The following is an 18,716-nucleotide window of genomic DNA, read 5'->3' as shown; positions in this document are numbered from 1 at the left end:
TCTCTTGCAGAAACCGCTACGATAAATTAAATTGGGGAACGGTTTTGATATTTAAATTTATTTTAATTATCGTATAGATGTTAGAAACCCTTCTGTTTCCGCAGTTGGGTTTTTAATTTTTTGCCATTATATTTTCCTTTATTTAAGAATCATGCTTCGAAAAAAGCTTGTGGAAAGAAAAAGTATATTAAAAGAAAAAGATTTTCAATATGGTTAAAACTATCTAACCATTTCTAAAGTGCTTGAATTTAAAAACATAAAAAGGTTCTGTGAATTTTTCATTTGGAATGAAATCACATTATTTTTATTAATTTTTCTTATTGTTGTAATAAAAATCTATCAAAATTCGCAAAACATCACCAAAAGTTAAAAGATCTTCTCCATCTGGTGTTAATTCCTCAGCAAGTGCTCTAAATTTTTCATCAATATCTGGACGAACCGTCATAGTTATACGACTTGTTTTTACACTACGGCGCTTAAATCGACCATCAATATGACTCGACTGAGCTGAGATTGGTTCCTTTGAACTGTCAAAAGATGCATGACGTGTTGTAAAACCACTTTGTTGTGCAATCTTATCAATTTCTTCCTTATTGCGCTTAAGAGCTTGTGTAGTAGGCTCTACATCAGACAAATTATTTAAATTTGAAAATGTTGCTTTACGCTCTTTTACCATTACATCATTCCTTCAATTTTCAATGCTTCTACAATATCGTTAGCAACGTGTTCAGCATTTTCTATCGCAGATTTAGCATTTGACACATCACCTTTATCTAATTGATAGAGAGTACACCCAAATCCAAAAATAGAAGAAAATGCAGCTTTATTCATCATGCCATGAGCCAAAACGGGTATTTTTGCTTCAATTAATTCTCTACGTATATCTTTTTCTTCCCGCGTTTGTATTGCAGAGCACTTTGAAAACAGAATACGATAAGGAATGTTACTTCTTCTTGCTTTCCCCTCCCTCTCTATAAAAGAAATGACTTTTGCAGCTTCACGACTATCGAGTTTTGTACCGGACATAGGAATAATAACCATATCAGAACGGCTAATAGCATATGATGCAGTTATATTTGCAGATCCTTCAAGATCAACAATAACAAAGCTATGCGTATTTGCTGCTTCATCTATAACATCTATTATAGTGTTTTCATTGACTCCACCTTGAACATCTATATTTAATGGACGAGGATTTGAATTTTCCCACCATTCATCGGCAATAGGTTGATTAGGGTCAGTATCTATAATTTTAACTTTTGACCCATGTTGAGCTAAGACTTGAGAAAGGACAAGTGCAGATGTTGATTTCCCAACGCCCCCCTTTGTAGAACAAAATACAATTGTTGGCATATATTAAAATCCTTACTTACTTTCTGCATATGCTATATTCATACACAACATATAGCTAATATATAATTAACATACATAAAACATATGAAACATACGCAAATTCCTTATGTAACATACATACAATTTATATATATCACTTACATAAATCGTACATTAATCACACATAATGTGCTATAATTTTCATATGTGATATTTATATAATACGTATGTTATTTATATATTTAATGCGCATAAAACATATATCATATACGTATAAATACTATGTAATATATACATAACACTTACATAAAATGTATTTAAGTCACACACTAATCATACGATAATCACATACTAATCACGTAACAATCACGCATAATATGTTCATAAATCATATATCAATTGCGTTATAAGAAATAATATCTAACAACGTCCCAGACCTTAAACATTTTTGTTCTCTTTCAGTTAAGGTATTGTGATGACACGTCATTATATTCGGATAAGGACATGGGGGTATTGATACAAGATAAACATACCGTGCATATATAGGAGGAGGAACTGGATCTCTTCTAGAAATCTCACAGCTTGAAAGAATATTATCGACTCTGAGTCAAGAATTTTCTTTATCACACGATTGTGAAATCACTCTAGAAGGCAATGCTTCCGATATTACTAAAGAGAAAGCTGTTTTTATTGCAAACTCATTAATCAATCGCATTTCTCTTGGAGCTCAATCTTTTCAACCAGAAGTACTTAAAGTGATAGGCGCTCCACACAAAGCACAACAAACTATTGATGTTATTAAAACACTACAAGAAGCTGGCATTGAAAATATACAACTAGACATGATGTATAACATGCCTAGCCATACAACTCAACACTGGGAAAAAGATTTTAAGGTGCTTTATGATTTAAATATAAAACACCTAACAACATATCTATACCGTATTACCCCTGGAACTCAACAACATTCCTTAATTCAAGCTGGTAAAGTTCCTCCTGTTGCAGAACCTGAAAGTATATCCGTAAAAGAAATGCAACAAATGATCCGTCAATTTGCATCTGATGTAGGTATGAACAATTATATGTATGAACATTATGCTCTACCTAGCTATGAATCTAAATATAATCATTGGACTATGAAAGAATGTGTTGACGCCTTAGGAATTGGTCCCGGTGCTTACAGCTTTATTAATCAGCGTCGAACTGGAATCTCCAAAGATATAGAAAAATATAGTAACGCTGTTTTAGCTGGAAAAAATACCTTCACAACAGCGGGAATACCTTTGTCTCTTAAATTAAGTAAGCAACGTTATATGATTTTTAATCTTCTTTATTATCAAATAGATAAGAAGCATTATCAACAAATATGGAAAAGCAACTGTTTAGAAGATTTTAAAGATATTTTTGACATTTTAATAAGAAATAGCCTTTTAATTGATGTAGGGGAATATTTTGTTGCAACAGAAACAGGAAAAAATTGGTTGCAGAATATGATGCTTGAATTTTTTGATGACAGTATGTGGGAAAATTCTCAAGCTTTAAAACAACAACAAAGTTCATGGGCTATGAATAACCACATGATTGATATAGGTGCAGCTAAAAAAGATTTTTGGTTAGCTCGTGTTTAAAAAACAGGAATTTATAAGCATGAATTTTGAAGAAAAATTACAACAAGTTAAACGTGACATCGCTAATATTTTTTTTGAATTAGGTATTACAGAGAGACATAACGAAAAACTTTGTGAAACAAGTGATATTCGCTCGGTATTAGGGCTTGATAGTCAAGAAATTATGACAGTTATTGATGTTGTTTCATCTTTGGCTTTATCAAAAGCTAGTTTAAAAGAAGAAAATGTAAAAACAATTGATGATTTATCTTCATACCTTGTGCAAAATAGAGATAATTGGCTTTTTATAGATATGCCTTTTGTTTTACAAAGCAGTGCCATAATAAATTGTGACTTTGATACAGTTTTTTCTTATATTGCTAATTATAGGAAATGGCCTCAGATTATCCCACACGTTAACCAGATTATCCCAGAGTACGATGATGGGCAATTGCAAAGTTTTACCATGCATATTGAAGGGATAAATTCAGAACCTTCTTATCTTGTAAAATCATTGCGTTATGTTAACAAATCTTTAGCAATAATTGATTTTGCACAACCTGTCCCTCCAGATGGTTTTACTTGCCATAAAGGAGGGTGGCGCTTTCAATCTTTGGGAAAAGATTGCACACGTCTTATTAGCTTTCATGGTTTTTCTTTGAACAAACAAACAGAAATTGAAATTGAAAAAGCTATTACACTTATTCGTAGTCATATTCAGACTGCTTTAAAGACATGGAGCCATTATGCAAATGGAGAAAAAAATGTCTGAGATTTGTCTATCCTTTTTAACGCGACAAAAAACTTCTTTAAAAGGAAATATACTGGATAAAATTTGGTCTCTTGATAATTGGTTGTCCACACTGGAACGCGTTCATAATGTGCAAATAATATCAGAAAATTCAACTTATCAACATTTTATTCTTTATTTCGATGCCGATAATTCTCAATTAGATAGAGTTGAGGTAGAACGTATTTATACTTCAGGATGTATTGAGGTTACGCATCTTATTCCACCACCTGGGATACTATCTTTGAAAGGAAAATGGTGGGTCAATGAACAACATCCCTATGAAATTTTTGCAAGTCGTCAAATTCTGTTAGAAAAAAAAAGATTTACACTATCATTAGCTAAGAAAATGTTTGCTTTATTACGAGAAAATTTAGAAAAACTCACGAAAGACGTATCATGTGTTGTAAAGTAGCAGTACTTGGAGGAGGAATATCTGCTGGCATAACTCTAAAGTTTATAACTCATCAAGAAAATGTAACACTATTTCGTTCACCTCAATTTATTGATAATTCCATTCCTGAACTGGTACCACGTAAACTTTTCTTTGAACTTATAGGGAAAGAATTTTGTGAAGTAGAAATTATTTCTACTTCCGCTCCACGTCAATCTTTTGTGGAATGGAATTGTTATAATAAAACTCTCAACACAAAATTGTCATCAACAGAGCAGTTTTTTGTTTACGACAAGATACAACTAGCCCGATATTTAATTGAGAACTGTAAAAAGAAACAAATTGTTGAACGTGAAATTCATTCTGTTTCAGAGCTTCAAGGATTTGATAAGATATATGATTGTCGTGGATCTCAAAGTATATCTAAAGATTCTGCATATAGTATTGTAACTTCAAAACCAGCAAAAACTTCTTCTAGATATATAATTTTTACTTTGTCCTCTCCTTCTCAGATGGACGTTTGTCAATTTTGGTCAAAAGAATCGTTTTCTGGATTACGCCGAACATTTTTCCGTATTCCTATCGGAAAAAATAAAATTTCTATAGGATGTTCTAGTATTCCTTCCGATCCAGTGACAGAAAAAGAACTATGGGATTTTTTAAAATCTGTAGATATTAATTTGACTAAAGCTAAAATCTATCATCATGGTATTGCAAATCCAAATAGATACGAAAGAGTTTGTATTTTGCCCCATGTAATTCCTTTAGGGGATGCAAAGAAATCTCCTTGTCCTTTAACGGAATATGGAGTTTTATCTGCCATCTCTAATATAAGAGCAACATTTGGTCATACAGAGCTTTCTTCTAAATTGTTGATGAAGCATAAAAAAGATGAAGTTGATCCACATTTACCTTTGGAGTTATTTGATGAATAATTATACTTGTATTTCAACTATGCTTTATCCAGGAAATGGAGAACCTGTTCCTATTCATATAGAAACTTTAGATCACAAGGCTGGGGTAGCGCATTTATGCAAAGGATTTAATATTAAACCTGAGGATTGGTTGGATGGTTTTGGTATATCAACAGAATTTGTAACACTTTCAACTCATCAAGGAACTCATATAGATGCCCCTTTACACTATTCACCAAGTGGCCACAATATTGTTGAAGCTGATATTAATCAATTTATAGGAAAAGCTGTTGTTTTTACAGATAAAACAACTACTGGAACAGAAGTATGCATCAATTGGAAACTTTATATCGATCGATTAGATAAATATAAAGATCATGCTACAGCTGTTTTTTTTATTACAGGAGCATATGAGCGTTACGGAGATACAAGCTATTTTACAGACTTTAAAGGTATTTCTGTCCCATATATAGAGGCTGCTCTCGATAGAGGTTACACACTAATAGGTACCGATGCTTTTAGTGTTGATCCACCGTTCGCAGTTATGTGCAGAGCCTATGAAAGTTGTAAAAATCCTAGTGTACTCTGGCCTGCACATGTTCTTGGACGAAAAAAACCTTATTACCAAATTGAACGATTAGCTAATCTAAAAGACTTTGAAACAGCAAAACTCATTGACTTTATTGCGTTGCCTATAAAACTCCCTTGTGGAGCTGCGTGGGCGCGTGCAGTAGCAAGAATTATAGAATAATGACACAATTATATATCACATCTGCAGCTGCTGTAGGACCGTTAGGGACTACATTAGAAGAAATTTGGCAAAAACTTCTTCAAGGACAAGTTGCATACTCAAAAGCAGAAATAAATGAGAAATTTTACTTTGTTGCAGAAACTATGGCAGGAAGCGCTTCTAAAATACATGAATACGCTCCTCTTTTTTCTCAATTTATAAAAAAATTAATCTCTTCATTAAATATTACTGAAACAATAGATGTTATTTTTTTGCTACCGCTGTTGGAAATCTTGCTGAAATTGAAAGCAACATTTATAAAGATATCCCTTTAACTACTAAATTTTTAGATTTTACATCCCTTGAAAAATATTTTCATACAACATCTGTGTGGGGGAAAAATACACGCTTTGTATGCATTCCAACCGGCTGTTGTTCCGGTATTCAAGCGATAGGGTTAGCAAAAAAAATTATGCCTCAAATAGATGCAAAGTCAGGTTTAATTATATCTGTAGACTTTGCTTTAACACCTTTGGCTTTAGAAGCTTTTAATAAAATTCATGCAACTTGTGCTTATGATGATTCAATAATTTCAAGCCCCTCTCGACCATTTTGTAAAGATAGAAATGGATTTCTCTTTGCTGATGGTGGAGGAGCCATACTAGTTACGACAACAGCTCCCCAATATTCAGTTCCTTGTATTACAGGATATGGATGCGTATCAAGTGCTTTTCATATGACAGATATAGAAACAGATGGGCGTTCTATTCGAGAAAGTATTAAGCAAGCTTTATTAGATGCTGGTATAACAGGAAATTTAATTGACCATATTAATTTGCATGCTTCTGGAACAAAACAAAATGATCAGGCTGAATATCAAGCATTGCGAGATATCATTGGTGATAAATTACCAATGATAACCGCCTTCAAGGCAAATCATGGACACGCTCTAGGAGGAGCTAACATAATTGAAATTGCTTTAACTTGGAAAATGATGATGTCTAGAATGGTACCACCAACAGCTAACTTATTACCTGTCGATGCTTACCCAGAGATTCCACCACGTGTACAATCTCATTTATCAGATCTTAATATTGTTTTGAAGACAGCTAGTGGATTTTCTGGAATCCATGCTGCAGTAATTATGGAAAAACTTCATGATAAAAACTTTTAGTTGTTATCTCAAGAAAAATAATATGATCATGTTTTGCGATCAAAAAAATAAAAAAATATTATCACTTTCAGAGGTTGAATCGCTGATTTCAAGAAGACAAAGATCAAAACTATCTTTTAGCAATCGACTTGCAGGAAGCTTATGGAAATACTTTAATTTATCAGAACATTTAGAGCAACAAGGAGGAGATCCATATAACACACCTTTGTTGATTCTTAATCGCTATGCAAATTGGGACTACGTTTCTGAAATTATGTGTAAAGATCCAAATGTAATGCTTCAAGGAGTTACAAATTATATTGCAACAGCTTGGTTTCCATCAAGTTTGCAAGGGTATTTGACTATTGAATATAATAACAGAGCTGAAGCTTTGACATTAGCTACAACAGATATTGATATACAAACAGCTTCTGTAAATGAGTTGTTTCTTAAAAATTCATTTGGACAAAAGTATGGAAATCTTATCATAGGAACGTTTGAGTGCTTACCTAAATATATTGGCACAAATTCTCTTGAAATTAAAAGGACTATCGCTTTCGGAGCTTTCAGTTTAATTTCATCTCAATCCACAAAGTCAGAAATTATAAAAACTTTATCTTTTCATCAAGAGCTTTATGATTATGTCAAATAAAACTATTTTTTCATGTGTTTTTGATTCTCGTATTCAACTTCCTATATCTTATGCATCTAAAATATGGCAAGTTTGGTGTGAACTAGATGGCTGGCAACGATGGGATATATCTCTTTTAGGAACAAGTGCAATAGAAAATGGGCTATCTCTTGGAAAAGACTTCTTAGTAATTCCAAAATCTTCTCCTAATCCGATTGCTGTTTGTGTAACATCTTTTATTGAAAGCATACATTTTACTACAACAGCCATGACTCCTTTCGGTTCAATTTCCTTCAATCACACATTATCACCAACAACTAATCAGCAATTTATAGAATTAATTCACTCGGTTTGTATTTGTACTTTAAGCGATGCAAAATGCTCACCTTTGTTGTTAAATAAATTTAAAAGAGATATTTCAATTAGTGTAGAAAACATTGCCTGTTTTGTGAAAGAGTTAATGTAAAATGAAACATTGGATAGCGGTAATTTCTCGAGCTCACGCATGTCTTGCTGCTGAATTTGGATTTCTTCAAGTCTGTCACGGTAAAGCTGGACCACTTCGAAAAACATCTAAGGGAGATGAAGTGTTCATTTACTGCCCACGTAGTGAAATGGGTACAGGAAAAATTCTTCAAACGATAGAATTTCAATGTATGTTTAAAGATAATCACATTTATCAAGTAGAGCAAACTCCTGGGTTTAAACCTTTTAGAAAAGATGTTACTTTTAATAAACAAGGAAAACCTGTTGTATTAAAAAGTATTAAAGGCCTTACACTTTTCACTAACCCACATTGGGGAATGCTAGCTCGACGAGGTTTTTTTGAAATTACAGCTTTCGATGCAATACTAATTCGTGAAGCAATGGGGATTTTTAATGATTAGCTATTCTTCTATTTTCGTTATTTTTGATCAAGTATCTAAAAAAGATTTTTTTAAAAAGCTTGAGTGGCCTCATTTGGTTAAAGCATGGTCTGAAACGATAGATTGGCATCAACTTACCCCTTATAAGGTTTCACTAAGATTATCAGGTTTAGATGGATTGGAATACTTGGTTATTACAAGAAAAAAGCGGGGACAACGTATTTTCATTTGTGCTAAAGACAAGTATGGGAAATTAATTCAATCTGGATTCTGGGAATATGATGAAAAAAATAATTTATGTATATGTTATAGACGTATATACAAACTAGAAATTGTAAAAGCACTTAGAAAAAGATTACCAAATTTCCTTTATGAAACTTTTATGAAATAAATAAAAACATATTTATCTCCTTTGTGTTTATATTACCTTTTAGTATACTTGAATAGTTTTTTATGAAGAAGAGAATTTTAATGTTTAAATGGACATATAGCGAAGAAATTAAAACAGAAGCAAGTGCTGAGCAGATTTGGTCTATGTGGGAAGATGTAGAAACATGGCCTTCCTGGGACCACGAGCTTGAGTGGGTAAAACTTTCTGGTACTTTCAAAGAAGGAACTGTAGGACGAATGAAGCCTAAAAAAGGACCAATAGTAACCTTTACACTTGATAAAGTTATAAAAAATGTTTGTTTTTCTGATTATGCTAAACTTCCTCTTACACGCATGAGTTTTGATCATGAATATATTTGTTCAAAAAAATCTGGTTCTTCAAATAACAAAATTCGTCATACCGTAACGATGTCTGGTTTACTTTCTCCTTTCTTTGGAATGATTATTGGATCAAAAATTAAGTTGCATCTTCGAGATGCAATGATTGAGATGAATCATCGTGCACTTACTAGAAACAAAATTCTTTTGTAGATTATTTTGATTTATTTTTTTTAAATTATCTGGGAAATATAGCCCACGTTAAAATTGAATCTTTTAACCACTTATATTGGACAACCAAATTGTCTACAGGATATTTTTGGATTGTCTGTTTGAATCTAATAAAACCATCACATGAGATAGATTCTAAACTCAAGTTTTTATAAAAATTACCTAATTCTATTTTATCATATAAAAGCTTATAAAGTGCTTCCTTAGCTGAAAATAAGAGAGTTGCTGCTGCTAATTGTTGCCCTACAGGAAGCTTACAAAGCCAAATAAATTCTTTTTTAGTTGATCTTCTAGAAAGCACAGCTTGAAAAGCTAAAGTTGATAAAATGAACTCAATATCTACACCGTAAAAAAACTGATCTGGTCCTAATAGAAGAGCGATATTGTTCCTGCTATGAGATAAAGAAGCGTTATAACCAGCAGGTATTTGTGGGGCACCAGACCTTAACTTTTTAAATGGAAGTTTTGTATCAAAAGCTTGCATCATAAGCTGGCGTCCAGCTATAAATTCTGCTTTCCGTTTGTTAGAAGTGTATTGTAAATTTGCCTGCTTTATTGCCATCTCCATTACTGGAGATAACTGAGAAATGTATGAAGATTGAAACGTAGCATGCCAAAGTTTTATTTTTGAATTTAAACTCGCAAAACGTGTTTCTATTAAACACGACTTATACAGAGGTGTTTGTAAAAACCAATTCAATTAAAAAACACCTTTTGTTCTTAAAATAATATTTCTAGTTTCTACAATCACCTTACTCAACCTATAGCAATTAATAATCTTTAATTTTGTAACTTAAAAGCCCACTTGGATTAATATATATATTCCAAAAACCACGTCAATTTGTTTTACGTGAATGATCAGAAATATCAAATATCTAAATTAAGTCTTAGACTTACTAATATTTCATGAACTTCTTGTGAAAGGATTGAACAGCTTAGGAGCCGGATGTTTACAGGAAATCGCCGACATATTAAATTTTGATAAGTAAGTACCTTAACTATAAATAATTTAAATATTTATTATGTATTTTGTACGTATAAGCATATTTGGCATATATTACGGTATACAAATAGATATTTACCAACTTAGTTTGCCTTAATTCTCCTGTGCTTTTGGCATAGTGATAATTGGCTTAATTTTTGTGGGTTTTATGTTTCTGCGTTCAATAAATAAGCTCAAGGCATTGACACTAACGCCTAATGTCTTAGCAATACGGCTCTGTGATAAACCAACATTTGTAAATGCTTGAATTTCATCAATGTGATTGTCCAGTTTTAATTGCGTAGCAATACTTCCTTTTGGACGACCAAGTTTTGTACCTCGTTGACGTGCAACATTTAACGCTTCTTTTGTGCGCTCTTGAATTAAATGTCTCTCAATTTGCGCTACCATACCCAATACGGTTGCGATGATATCACTTTGTAGACTCCCGTCCATGATAAGGTTTTGTTTTGTTACATGAACAATCAAACCCCGTTCACTAGCAGCTTTGAGAATTTCTAAAATAGCAAGAGAAGAACCGGCTATACGAGAAAATTCGGGTGTTAACAACACATCTCCTCGTTCTGCTTTTTCAATTAAAGAACCAAGTTTACGCTTACGCCAATCTTGTCCTCTGCTTACAATTTCTTCTTCAATATGGAGTGGCGCAAAGCCGTGTTTGTTAGCATATTCTAACAATCCAAATTTATCGAAGATAAAAACAAATACCTTTTTAAAAGTCCGTGGGGACTGGATTGATTAGATTCAATCATTAGATTAAAATTAAAAGACAGATTACAGAAAGGAATTTCCTACGGAAAAGAAATTACCAAAAAGTTATATGACTGATGCTGAACGTGAGGAATTACGAAAAGGTGGGTTAGATCAAGACTGTATTTGTACTGCTGAATCAGAAGCGGCTGACCGTGCTGGTGATGACAAAGCGGCGTGGGAATGGTTGGCAATGACTGAACCACCAGCACATACCTTTTGTTTCTTAAAAAGAGGCGTGGGGCACAATTTATTCGTGATATGGGATTTTCTACTAAAGATGCTGATAAAGAATATGGTCCCGATTGGTTAGATAAAGATGTCATCATAGGAGGTTATCATTTCTAAAGAGTTTGAGGAGTTAGAACGTATTTTTGTTCGCGAAAATAACTATGTAAAAAGTCTTGAAAAAGCATTGATGACCAAAAAACTACATAGTATGCGAAGTGATTTATGTGGTTGCCTTCGTAACATTGGGGGAGAGCGGTGATTTATCATCACTTCTTGATGCGGAACGTAGTCTTGTAGAAAATGAAAGCAACCTATCCCATGATGGCAATTGCTGGGTCTATGATGATGCTATAGTTGCACATGATGCTATTGTTAGTGAAAATGCAAAAATACGTAATGAAGCTTGGGTTTTTATGGAAGCAAGGGTAGCAGGGAATGCAGTAGTTAGTGATAAAGCGCGGGTTCTTGAAAAGACCGCTTATGTTCATGGCAATGCAAAAATACGCGATAATGCAGCAATTTGTGGTGAAATTTATGGGAATGCCATTGTTTGTAATAAAGCCATGGTATCTCCTGAAGCAAAGATTTATGACAATGCAAAGGTTTCTAATAGGGCTATTATAATGGGCTTTGTTTATGGGAATGCGCATGTTTGTGACTGCGCCCGCGTTTATGAAAATGCCCATGTTTATGACAATGCAAAAATTTTGAATAATGCTTGGGTTTATAATAGTGCAAGGGTTTACGGTCATGCAAAGTTATCCGGTCATGCACGTATTTATAGAAATGCCGTGGTTTATGATCATGCTGTTGTAAGTGGCGCTTGCAAAATTTATGGCAAGGTTTATGGTCATGCTAGCGTGGGAGGATATACTAAGGTTTACGGCTCTGTGTATGGCAATGCAAAGGTGACTGGTGATCACGTCATTAGAGGGTTGGTGCATGGGAATGCAAAATTAAAAAAAGATGGTAATTTATATACTAAACAAAATCCTTCTTATGCATATGGGATTCCTGAAAATTGTGAAATTTATGAAAACGATAACGTTGTAAAAATTGTAGAAAATAAAGCAACGTAAATAAAAGCATGGGCGTGCGGTGGGAGGCGCCCTTCTTTCAAATTTTCCATTCCAAATTTTAGCAAATGTTTAACACATTCAATTGTGTGGGGTCTTCTTATGTGCAAAAAATACGAATTAACTAGAGAAATCAAAAAAATCAAACATGCTCTTACGAGAGAAACTATCAATCTTTATCGCATTTGTGCTTTAAGAGATTTTGATGATGTCAAGGAAGGTGACCTTGGTGGTTTTATCGAAAAGGAAGCAAATCTCTCTCATGATGGCAATTGTTGGGTATATGATAATGCTTGTGCCTATGGTTATGCGCGCGTTTCTGACAATGCAAAAATACGTCATTATTCTCAAATCTGTGGTCAAGTCTATGGGGATTGTGAGGTCTATGGGAGGGCTTTCATCTCTCAATATGCAAGAGTTTCTGACAATGCTTGTGTCTATGGCAATGCCCATGTTTATGGGAATGTGTATGGCAATGCCCATGTGAGTGGGGGCGCCCGCGTTCATGCTGATGCCCATATTTATGACCATGCCCATGTTTCTTATGATGCTGTGGTTTTTAGTTATGCAAGGATTTATGGGCGTGCCAAGGTTTCTGGCTTTGCACGCATTCATAGCCATGCAAAAGTCTATAATTATGCGGTTATCAATGGTCGTGCCAAAATTTATGGCAAGGTCTATGGTAATGCTAGTGTTGGTGGCTCTTCTGAAGTCTATGGCTCTGTGTATGGCAATGCTAAAGTTTCATATTATACTAAGGTGTGGGGCAAGGTCTATGGCAATGCAAAATTAATCAAGCAAAGCAAAGTAAGGTTGGTCCCCAAAAATTGTGAAGTTTATGACAATGATCATATCGTAAAGATTGTAGATAAAACAGAATAAAGAACGGCGGGGGGGGGGGAGTCTTTTCGCAACTATAAACCTATCATAAAAGAAAGAATTCAAAAAAAGCCGCGCCTTTAAGAGACGTGGCTTTTTTATGTGGTTACCGAATAATTTTAAACATACTAAATAATCTAGAAAAAAAGAATTTAACAGCAAGTGCCTATATACAAAATGTATAACATTGCAAATGCTCTGTTTATTTCTTAAAATGTTTCCAAAAGCTCATAAATGTGGCTATGATTTTATGCTTTTCAAATAATGAGTGTAGATGTAGAAAATAATAAATATTTTCTTGTATCTTGTAACGTTACACGTTATAATAAGTTATGATTTTGGGATTTAAACATAAAGGGCTAGAAGCATTCTATAAGAGTGGTACCACCAAAGGGATTAGAATCTCTCATGCTCAAAAACTGAAGCGTATTTTAGGCGCCCTTGAAGTAGCTATATCTCCAAATGATTTAAATTTTCCGTCTTTTCGATTACATCCGATAAAGGGCGATCTCAAGGGATATTGGTCAATTACTGTAAATGGAAATTGTCGTGTAATATTTCGCTTTGAAGGTATAGATGTTGAAATGGTTGATTATCTAGATTATCACTAAGGAGTGTCAAAAAATGATGAAAAATCCACCACATCCGGGTGAATTACTGCGTGAAGATGTCATCAAAGAACTTGGTTTGTCTATTAATGAAGCCGCAGAGAGGCTTGGTATATCTCGTGTAGCGCTTTCTAGAGTTTTAAATGGAAAAGCTGCGGTTAGTGCTAGTCTTGCCATTAGGCTTGAAATGGCTGGTGTGAGTACAGCACGTGCTTGGCTTGCTATGCAAACAAATTATGATTTGTCGAAGGCTTTAAAACGTAAACAACCCAAGGTACAGCCGCTTTCAGTGAGTTCACATTAGTCCTTTCCTATACCTTATGATTTTTATCCTTTTCTATTGACCCATGGCATTGCAACGCCAAAACCAGGTATTAATCTGATTAAAGAACGTCTCAAGTTGGCAGAACAATTAGAAGGGAATTAAAATGGTCAATGTTTTTCACGGTAGTCCTAATGTTTATGCGGATCTTGGTTTTTCTGATTCCAGAGAGATGCTTATCAAAGCACAACTTGCTCATAAGATTAGTCAAATTATTAAAGAAAAAAATTTAACACAAAAAGAAGCTAGTCAACTTTTAAAAATGACACAACCTAAGTTGTCTAAACTTTTAAGTGGAGAGTTTCGAGGGATTAGTGAAATGAAAATGCTTGAGTGTTTAGCAAAATTGGGAAATGATATTAAGATTGTTGTGAGTTCAGAAAAAGTTAAAACGATTGAAGGACAGTTTGAAGTTATTTTTGCTTCTTAAATCTCTTTATGATTTGCTTTTTATGGTCTGTTTATAGATAGCTGTTGTTTATAAAAAATGGTCAAAAATACCTTGAATCACGTATAAAAAGGTGGTTTAAAAGGTGGATTGAAAAAAGTTATATAACATAACATTTTGATTTTTTTGTATTTTTACTCGTAGTGCGGTGCACTATATAAATAGCTCTTAATAGAGCATTTTTCCAGCGGTACATTTTAGCATGTCTTTTTAAATCACGTATAAGAACGTCAACGTAATTTTCTAAAATGAGGGATGATTTTTGACTTTTTAGAGGAAGTAAGGAAACAAAATATGGACAGGCTTTACAACGAATACGACAATATGGAATAGATAAATACATTACAAAATTAGAACAATATTTATCTAACTCTAATGAATTAAGAACTTCTACTTCAGAAGAATTTCCTGATATATCATACATATCAGGTGGATAAAGAATAAAAGGCATGTAACAACGATTTTTGTACACAACCGCCCCCCAATGAAATTTTTAACGATGTAGCATTACATAATAGTAAGTAAAAGTGTATAAAGTTTCTATTGCAAAAAATATAAAAAAACAAGTTATAAATATTTAAAAATGTTATCATAAATATTTTTTATGGTTTTTTAAAGTTAGAAAAAGTTGCTATTATCTTACAGGTATTAGTTTTTTTAGAAAAAAATTTTGTAGACTTTCCGTTTTATGTTAATATATCAATTGCTAACTTATCAGATTAAACAAAGGTTCACTACCTAACCAATTACCCATACGGGAAAAAAGCATAACAACGGACTTACAGACGTAATTTGAGCACTCGAATCTTCTCGTATAGCTGGTTTTTCTCTTGCCGTCTTAGAAATTCTCAAAGCTGCTAGTGAACGGGGGTTGATGGTTCATGTGACAAAACAAAACCTTATCATGGACGGGAGTTTACAGAGCGATATCATAGCAACCATTTTAGGTATGGTAGCGCGAAAGACATTTAATTAAAGAGCGCACAAAAGAAGCTTTAAATGTTGCACGTCAACGAGGAATAAAACTTGGTCGGCCAAAAGGAAGTATTGCTACGCAATTAAAACTGGACAATCACATTGATGAAATTCAAGCATTTACAAATGTTGGTTTATCACAGAGCCGTATTGCTAAGACATTAGGCGTTAGTGTCAATGCCTTGAGCTTATTTATTGAACGCAGAAACATAAAACCCACAAAAATTAAGCCAATTATCACTATGCCAAAAGCACAGGAGAATTAAGGCAAACTATACCAAGTTGATCGCCCTCCTCCATGACGTATCAAAAGACCTTTTTCAACTAATGATGTAAAGGTTGCTTTAAGTGTATTGGGACTTGCTCCAATTTCACGGACCATATCGCGGGTTGTAACACGCCCATGATCACGAACATAGTCAATAATATTAAGAGCCAATTCAGACAAATTCAAAAGAGCATTTTTTTCACTTTCTATTTTCATTTCTAATTGGCGTTTTTGTTTTTGTAGAGCACGTAAAAAAAAGAGTATCCAAGGTTCCCAATTTGGTGTTTTCGTATAAATTGTCTTTTGCGTTTGATTTAAAGCTAAATAGTAATTTTCTTTATTATTCTCAATGATGCTTTCAAGTGACGAATATGGTACGTAAACATAACCTTTTTGTAACAAAAGCAAGGTTGTTAAGATACGACTTAAACGTCCATTTCCATCTTGGAAAGGGTGAATAGCTAAGAAAGTGACATTAAAAACAGCAATCATAAGTAAAGGATGAAGATTGTTTAATTCATTGGTTTTATTAAACCAATCAATAAGTTCTTGCATTCGGTATGGTGTGTCAAATGGTGTTGCTGTTTCAAAAACAATACCAACCATTTTCCCTTCAGAATTGAAGGCTGCTACATCATTACGTAATGTCTTATATTCCCCTCTATGACGTTCATCTTTATCGCTCTCATATAAAAGATCACGGTGCAACTGTTTAATATGATTTTCTGTAATAGGAATATCTTTCCAAGATTGAAAGATTATTTCCATAACTTTTGCATAACCAATAACTTCCTGTTCATCACGGCTCTTAAAACTTTTAACTTCTAAGTTTAATAAAAGCTTTTCAATCTCACGGTCTGTTAATTTATTTCCTTCAATACGCGTAGAAGATCCAATACTTTCAACAGTCGCAATATGGCGCAGAGCATTCAAACGTTCTGGTGCAAGAGTTCCCAAAGCGCGCCACGCACCTTTGAACTCATCAATCTCAGCAATAAGAGACAATACTTCTTGTGTGATTTTGAGTGTATCTGTTTTCATACCGGATTATATACCCGATTATACCGGATTATCAATTATTTTTTATAGATCTTATGGAAATAAGGAATTTTTACGTATCATGTTCAATATATAGAAAACCAACGCGCTTTTTATATTCAGTATATTGCGATCATAACTTATTTATTAAGAAAGAAGTTTTGTGGGTTGTCGACTTTTGTTAAGAGGTCAATCGTTAATTTATCGAATGAAACAAAGGCTTCCCCGCCTAACCATTTCCCCTCATAGGATATAATCCCATCAACAAAATCTCCTCCAGCCTCAAGGGTAGTAAGTCCTGCTTCTACAGCTGGTCGATTCATGGCTATATTACTGGTTCCAAGCAAATCACGTAGCATCAAAGCTATATCTTCTTTTGATAGTTTTGCACCTCGACGAAGTATCCAAACAAGTTCACAAAGACAAGGTAAAGAAATAGCTATAAGTGAAGCTTCTCTTAAGATCTTGCTTGCCATCTCACCCTGCTTTTTATCGTCTTGTAAAACAGCACGAACGAGAACATTTGTATCTACAGAAATCTTCATTTTCCCTCCGCCCAACAATCAGCAATAATTTCGTTCATTTCTTCAATAGTCAGTGGTTTTTCTAGTTTTCCAGCAAATCGTCCAATAAAACTTTCAATTGTTCTTGTGGGTTGTGATGCCTTTATACGAAGTTCACCATCTGGTAACTTATCGACGTCAATCTTCTCACCTGGTTTAACCCCAAGATGCTGTAGTAAATCCCGTTTCAGCGTAATTTGTCCTTTTGCTGTAATAATTAATGAAGGCATAGAAAAATCCTCTTGCTATAAATATCATAATTGAATATACATGAAAGTAATGTAAATTTCAATTACTTTTCACAAGAAATACAAATATAAATACACAGAAAGCAGATATATCTTAGGTTTGTTATATATTTAAAGCTTTTGGTAAATTGTAATTTGTTTGCACAACTAGCACTGTAGCCCTAATCCCTTTGATAATGCCATCTTTGTAGATAGCTTCAAAATTCTTATGTTGACTGTATAGAATACCAACGCGCTTTTATCTCAGATGTTGTAAGATTTGACTGAATGTTTTGATATTTCTATTTTTTTCAGAACTTCATTCAATTGGGATTTAAACAAAGCATTTTTCTGATTATTTTCGTCTAATTGGGTGCTTTGTTCGGTGTTTTGCATGCACCAACTATTCAGTTTTTCCTCAAAAGCTTCATTCTGCAAAGCATGCAAAGAACGTTCGAGGTATAATTCCCCACGATTTTCTTTGGCAATCATACCACGAAGATATCCTCCAGATGATTTTACGAGGTTTTTACAATGTTTTTCGAAGATAATAGCAATAGCCAGAGCCGCTTTTTGAAGCCCCATAGTTTTTTTAGCCTCTTCAACGGCGTGAGTAGAAATCCCCTTCATTTTGGCTAAAAATTCCATAGAACCAATTAAATCCCTTTCAGATTGCAAGCCATTTTCTAGGAACATTGCAGTATTAGGTAGTGCTTCATTTAAAAGTTCTGGTTTAATTTGAAGCGATTTATTGTTTTTGGGAGGTAAGGTGGTTTCAGTTTTGCCCTTCTCCATATTTTCATAAGCCATTTTGTTACAATTACAGTTATGGTTAAGGGTTGTAGATTCTATGTACATTTCGTCAGCGAAATGTCTGTGTTTCGTTTTTGATGTTTTTTGTTTTAAAAAACTCTCTAAAATCCACTGAAAAAGACCTATTGCTTTGTGTAATTTTTCTACTGAAGCTTTGGC

General features: G+C 33.8%; 25 protein-coding genes and 2 pseudogenes. 19 read left to right on the top strand and 8 right to left on the bottom strand.

Annotation, left to right across the window (positions count from 1 at the left end; translation table 11 throughout):
• Window positions 1-307: 307 nt before the first annotated feature.
• Window positions 308-676, bottom strand: a complete 369-nt coding sequence (locus ABD917_RS07645; protein WP_345119503.1) for a hypothetical protein — start codon at window positions 674-676, stop codon at window positions 308-310.
• Window positions 676-1,353, bottom strand: a complete 678-nt coding sequence (locus tag ABD917_RS07640) for a ParA family protein (protein ID WP_345119502.1) — start codon at window positions 1,351-1,353, stop codon at window positions 676-678. The genes ABD917_RS07645 and ABD917_RS07640 overlap by 1 nt, the downstream gene beginning before the upstream one ends.
• 521 nt (window positions 1,354-1,874) lie before the next feature.
• On the opposite strand from ABD917_RS07640, the gene ABD917_RS07635 reads away from it, so the two are divergent.
• From ABD917_RS07635 to ABD917_RS07580, 12 genes are all read left to right on the top strand, one after another.
• A complete protein-coding gene (locus ABD917_RS07635) occupies window positions 1,875-2,960 on the top strand; it encodes a coproporphyrinogen-III oxidase family protein (protein ID WP_345119505.1) in 1,086 nt (361 codons plus the stop codon).
• A 19-nt stretch (window positions 2,961-2,979) separates the two neighbouring features.
• Window positions 2,980-3,711: an SRPBCC family protein gene (locus ABD917_RS07630; RefSeq protein WP_345119501.1), complete on the top strand. Its 732-nt coding sequence runs from the start codon at window positions 2,980-2,982 to the stop codon at window positions 3,709-3,711.
• Entirely contained in the window at window positions 3,704-4,144 is a 441-nt protein-coding gene (locus ABD917_RS07625) for a hypothetical protein (protein WP_345119500.1), read from the top strand. Before ABD917_RS07630 ends, ABD917_RS07625 begins: the two co-directional genes overlap by 8 nt.
• The gene (locus ABD917_RS07620; RefSeq protein WP_345119499.1) at window positions 4,129-5,058 is read left to right on the top strand and encodes a hypothetical protein; all 930 of its coding nucleotides are present in this window, start codon (window positions 4,129-4,131) and stop codon (window positions 5,056-5,058) included. Before ABD917_RS07625 ends, ABD917_RS07620 begins: the two co-directional genes overlap by 16 nt.
• Window positions 5,051-5,788: a cyclase family protein gene (locus ABD917_RS07615; RefSeq protein WP_345119498.1), complete on the top strand. Its 738-nt coding sequence runs from the start codon at window positions 5,051-5,053 to the stop codon at window positions 5,786-5,788. The genes ABD917_RS07620 and ABD917_RS07615 overlap by 8 nt, the downstream gene beginning before the upstream one ends.
• On the top strand, window positions 5,788-6,102 hold the full coding sequence (locus tag ABD917_RS07610; RefSeq protein WP_345119497.1) for a hypothetical protein: 315 nt from the start codon (window positions 5,788-5,790) through the stop codon (window positions 6,100-6,102). Before ABD917_RS07615 ends, ABD917_RS07610 begins: the two co-directional genes overlap by 1 nt.
• Before the next feature lie 53 nt (window positions 6,103-6,155).
• The gene (locus ABD917_RS07605) at window positions 6,156-6,941 is read left to right on the top strand and encodes a beta-ketoacyl synthase N-terminal-like domain-containing protein (protein WP_345119496.1); all 786 of its coding nucleotides are present in this window, start codon (window positions 6,156-6,158) and stop codon (window positions 6,939-6,941) included.
• Window positions 6,925-7,572, top strand: coding sequence for a hypothetical protein (locus tag ABD917_RS07600; protein WP_345119495.1), 648 nt, complete (start codon window positions 6,925-6,927; stop codon window positions 7,570-7,572). The genes ABD917_RS07605 and ABD917_RS07600 overlap by 17 nt, the downstream gene beginning before the upstream one ends.
• Window positions 7,562-8,017 (top strand): hypothetical protein, encoded by a 456-nt coding sequence (locus ABD917_RS07595; RefSeq protein WP_345119494.1) that lies wholly within the window; start codon window positions 7,562-7,564, stop codon window positions 8,015-8,017. Before ABD917_RS07600 ends, ABD917_RS07595 begins: the two co-directional genes overlap by 11 nt.
• A gap of 1 nt (window position 8,018) precedes the next feature.
• Window positions 8,019-8,438 carry an EVE domain-containing protein gene (locus ABD917_RS07590; protein ID WP_345119493.1) on the top strand — a complete coding sequence of 140 codons (420 nt, stop codon included), beginning with the start codon at window positions 8,019-8,021 and terminating at the stop codon, window positions 8,436-8,438.
• On the top strand, window positions 8,431-8,808 hold the full coding sequence (locus ABD917_RS07585; protein WP_345119492.1) for a hypothetical protein: 378 nt from the start codon (window positions 8,431-8,433) through the stop codon (window positions 8,806-8,808). The genes ABD917_RS07590 and ABD917_RS07585 overlap by 8 nt, the downstream gene beginning before the upstream one ends.
• An 80-nt stretch (window positions 8,809-8,888) precedes the next feature.
• Entirely contained in the window at window positions 8,889-9,338 is a 450-nt protein-coding gene (locus ABD917_RS07580) for an SRPBCC family protein (protein ID WP_345119491.1), read from the top strand.
• 25 nt (window positions 9,339-9,363) lie between these two features.
• Here the strand turns inward: ABD917_RS07580 and ABD917_RS07575 are convergent, their stop codons facing one another.
• Window positions 9,364-10,056 carry a 4'-phosphopantetheinyl transferase superfamily protein gene (locus ABD917_RS07575; protein ID WP_345119490.1) on the bottom strand — a complete coding sequence of 231 codons (693 nt, stop codon included), beginning with the start codon at window positions 10,054-10,056 and terminating at the stop codon, window positions 9,364-9,366.
• Window positions 10,057-10,452: 396 nt separating this feature from the next.
• Window positions 10,453-11,094: a recombinase family protein gene (locus ABD917_RS07570; RefSeq protein ID WP_345119504.1), complete on the bottom strand. Its 642-nt coding sequence runs from the start codon at window positions 11,092-11,094 to the stop codon at window positions 10,453-10,455.
• A gap of 85 nt (window positions 11,095-11,179) precedes the next feature.
• Here ABD917_RS07570 and ABD917_RS07565 point away from each other — a divergent pair.
• The 7 genes and pseudogenes from ABD917_RS07565 to ABD917_RS07535 form a co-directional block, all read left to right on the top strand.
• A pseudogene (locus tag ABD917_RS07565) lies at window positions 11,180-11,457 on the top strand (hypothetical protein).
• Between the two features lie 107 nt (window positions 11,458-11,564).
• Window positions 11,565-12,419 carry an LbetaH domain-containing protein gene (locus tag ABD917_RS07560; protein WP_345119489.1) on the top strand — a complete coding sequence of 285 codons (855 nt, stop codon included), beginning with the start codon at window positions 11,565-11,567 and terminating at the stop codon, window positions 12,417-12,419.
• Between the two features lie 99 nt (window positions 12,420-12,518).
• Window positions 12,519-13,298 (top strand): hypothetical protein, encoded by a 780-nt coding sequence (locus ABD917_RS07555; protein ID WP_345119488.1) that lies wholly within the window; start codon window positions 12,519-12,521, stop codon window positions 13,296-13,298.
• A 329-nt stretch (window positions 13,299-13,627) separates the two neighbouring features.
• Window positions 13,628-13,906, top strand: coding sequence for a type II toxin-antitoxin system RelE/ParE family toxin (locus tag ABD917_RS07550; RefSeq protein ID WP_345119487.1), 279 nt, complete (start codon window positions 13,628-13,630; stop codon window positions 13,904-13,906).
• 13 nt (window positions 13,907-13,919) lie between these two features.
• On the top strand, window positions 13,920-14,207 hold the full coding sequence (locus tag ABD917_RS07545; RefSeq protein WP_345119486.1) for a HigA family addiction module antitoxin: 288 nt from the start codon (window positions 13,920-13,922) through the stop codon (window positions 14,205-14,207).
• A 124-nt stretch (window positions 14,208-14,331) separates the two neighbouring features.
• Window positions 14,332-14,655, top strand: a complete 324-nt coding sequence (locus tag ABD917_RS07540) for a helix-turn-helix domain-containing protein (protein ID WP_345119485.1) — start codon at window positions 14,332-14,334, stop codon at window positions 14,653-14,655.
• 820 nt (window positions 14,656-15,475) lie between these two features.
• A pseudogene (locus ABD917_RS07535) lies at window positions 15,476-15,914 on the top strand (recombinase family protein); the annotation flags it as partial.
• Here the strand turns inward: ABD917_RS07535 and ABD917_RS07530 are convergent.
• The 4 genes from ABD917_RS07530 to repC all read right to left on the bottom strand — a co-directional run.
• Complete coding sequence (locus tag ABD917_RS07530) at window positions 15,911-16,957, bottom strand: Fic family protein (RefSeq protein ID WP_345119484.1); 1,047 nt, start codon at window positions 16,955-16,957, stop codon at window positions 15,911-15,913. The pseudogene ABD917_RS07535 and the gene ABD917_RS07530 overlap by 4 nt on opposite strands.
• A 137-nt stretch (window positions 16,958-17,094) precedes the next feature.
• Entirely contained in the window at window positions 17,095-17,499 is a 405-nt protein-coding gene (locus ABD917_RS07525) for a type II toxin-antitoxin system VapC family toxin (protein WP_345119483.1), read from the bottom strand.
• A complete protein-coding gene (locus ABD917_RS07520) occupies window positions 17,496-17,747 on the bottom strand; it encodes an AbrB/MazE/SpoVT family DNA-binding domain-containing protein (RefSeq protein WP_345119482.1) in 252 nt (83 codons plus the stop codon). Before ABD917_RS07520 ends, ABD917_RS07525 begins: the two co-directional genes overlap by 4 nt.
• 261 nt (window positions 17,748-18,008) lie before the next feature.
• Window positions 18,009-18,716 (bottom strand): replication initiation protein RepC (repC, locus tag ABD917_RS07515; protein WP_345119481.1); only part of this gene is annotated, 708 nt, incomplete at its 5' end.

The organism is Bartonella pachyuromydis, assembly GCF_039543065.1.
In the GTDB taxonomy this organism is placed as follows: Bacteria; Pseudomonadota; Alphaproteobacteria; order Rhizobiales; family Rhizobiaceae; genus Bartonella; species Bartonella pachyuromydis.
This window is presented reverse-complemented; position numbering and strand designations above follow the sequence as displayed.

Bases quoted from the DNA above. Each gene is read 5' to 3' on its own strand.
- ABD917_RS07645 (WP_345119503.1), bottom strand. From the start codon at position 676: ATGGTAAAAGAGCGTAAAGCAACATTTTCAAATTTAAATAATTTGTCT.
- ABD917_RS07640 (WP_345119502.1), bottom strand. From the start codon at position 1,353: ATGCCAACAATTGTATTTTGTTCTACAAAGGGGGGCGTTGGGAAATCA.
- ABD917_RS07630 (WP_345119501.1), top strand. From the start codon at position 2,980: ATGAATTTTGAAGAAAAATTACAACAAGTTAAACGTGACATCGCTAAT.
- ABD917_RS07625 (WP_345119500.1), top strand. From the start codon at position 3,704: ATGTCTGAGATTTGTCTATCCTTTTTAACGCGACAAAAAACTTCTTTA.
- ABD917_RS07620 (WP_345119499.1), top strand. From the start codon at position 4,129: ATGTGTTGTAAAGTAGCAGTACTTGGAGGAGGAATATCTGCTGGCATA.
- ABD917_RS07615 (WP_345119498.1), top strand. From the start codon at position 5,051: ATGAATAATTATACTTGTATTTCAACTATGCTTTATCCAGGAAATGGA.
- ABD917_RS07610 (WP_345119497.1), top strand. From the start codon at position 5,788: ATGACACAATTATATATCACATCTGCAGCTGCTGTAGGACCGTTAGGG.
- ABD917_RS07600 (WP_345119495.1), top strand. From the start codon at position 6,925: ATGATAAAAACTTTTAGTTGTTATCTCAAGAAAAATAATATGATCATG.
- ABD917_RS07595 (WP_345119494.1), top strand. From the start codon at position 7,562: ATGTCAAATAAAACTATTTTTTCATGTGTTTTTGATTCTCGTATTCAA.
- ABD917_RS07590 (WP_345119493.1), top strand. From the start codon at position 8,019: ATGAAACATTGGATAGCGGTAATTTCTCGAGCTCACGCATGTCTTGCT.
- ABD917_RS07585 (WP_345119492.1), top strand. From the start codon at position 8,431: ATGATTAGCTATTCTTCTATTTTCGTTATTTTTGATCAAGTATCTAAA.
- ABD917_RS07580 (WP_345119491.1), top strand. From the start codon at position 8,889: ATGTTTAAATGGACATATAGCGAAGAAATTAAAACAGAAGCAAGTGCT.
- ABD917_RS07555 (WP_345119488.1), top strand. From the start codon at position 12,519: ATGTGCAAAAAATACGAATTAACTAGAGAAATCAAAAAAATCAAACAT.
- ABD917_RS07550 (WP_345119487.1), top strand. From the start codon at position 13,628: ATGATTTTGGGATTTAAACATAAAGGGCTAGAAGCATTCTATAAGAGT.
- ABD917_RS07545 (WP_345119486.1), top strand. From the start codon at position 13,920: ATGATGAAAAATCCACCACATCCGGGTGAATTACTGCGTGAAGATGTC.
- ABD917_RS07540 (WP_345119485.1), top strand. From the start codon at position 14,332: ATGGTCAATGTTTTTCACGGTAGTCCTAATGTTTATGCGGATCTTGGT.
- ABD917_RS07530 (WP_345119484.1), bottom strand. From the start codon at position 16,957: ATGAAAACAGATACACTCAAAATCACACAAGAAGTATTGTCTCTTATT.
- ABD917_RS07525 (WP_345119483.1), bottom strand. From the start codon at position 17,499: ATGAAGATTTCTGTAGATACAAATGTTCTCGTTCGTGCTGTTTTACAA.
- ABD917_RS07520 (WP_345119482.1), bottom strand. From the start codon at position 17,747: ATGCCTTCATTAATTATTACAGCAAAAGGACAAATTACGCTGAAACGG.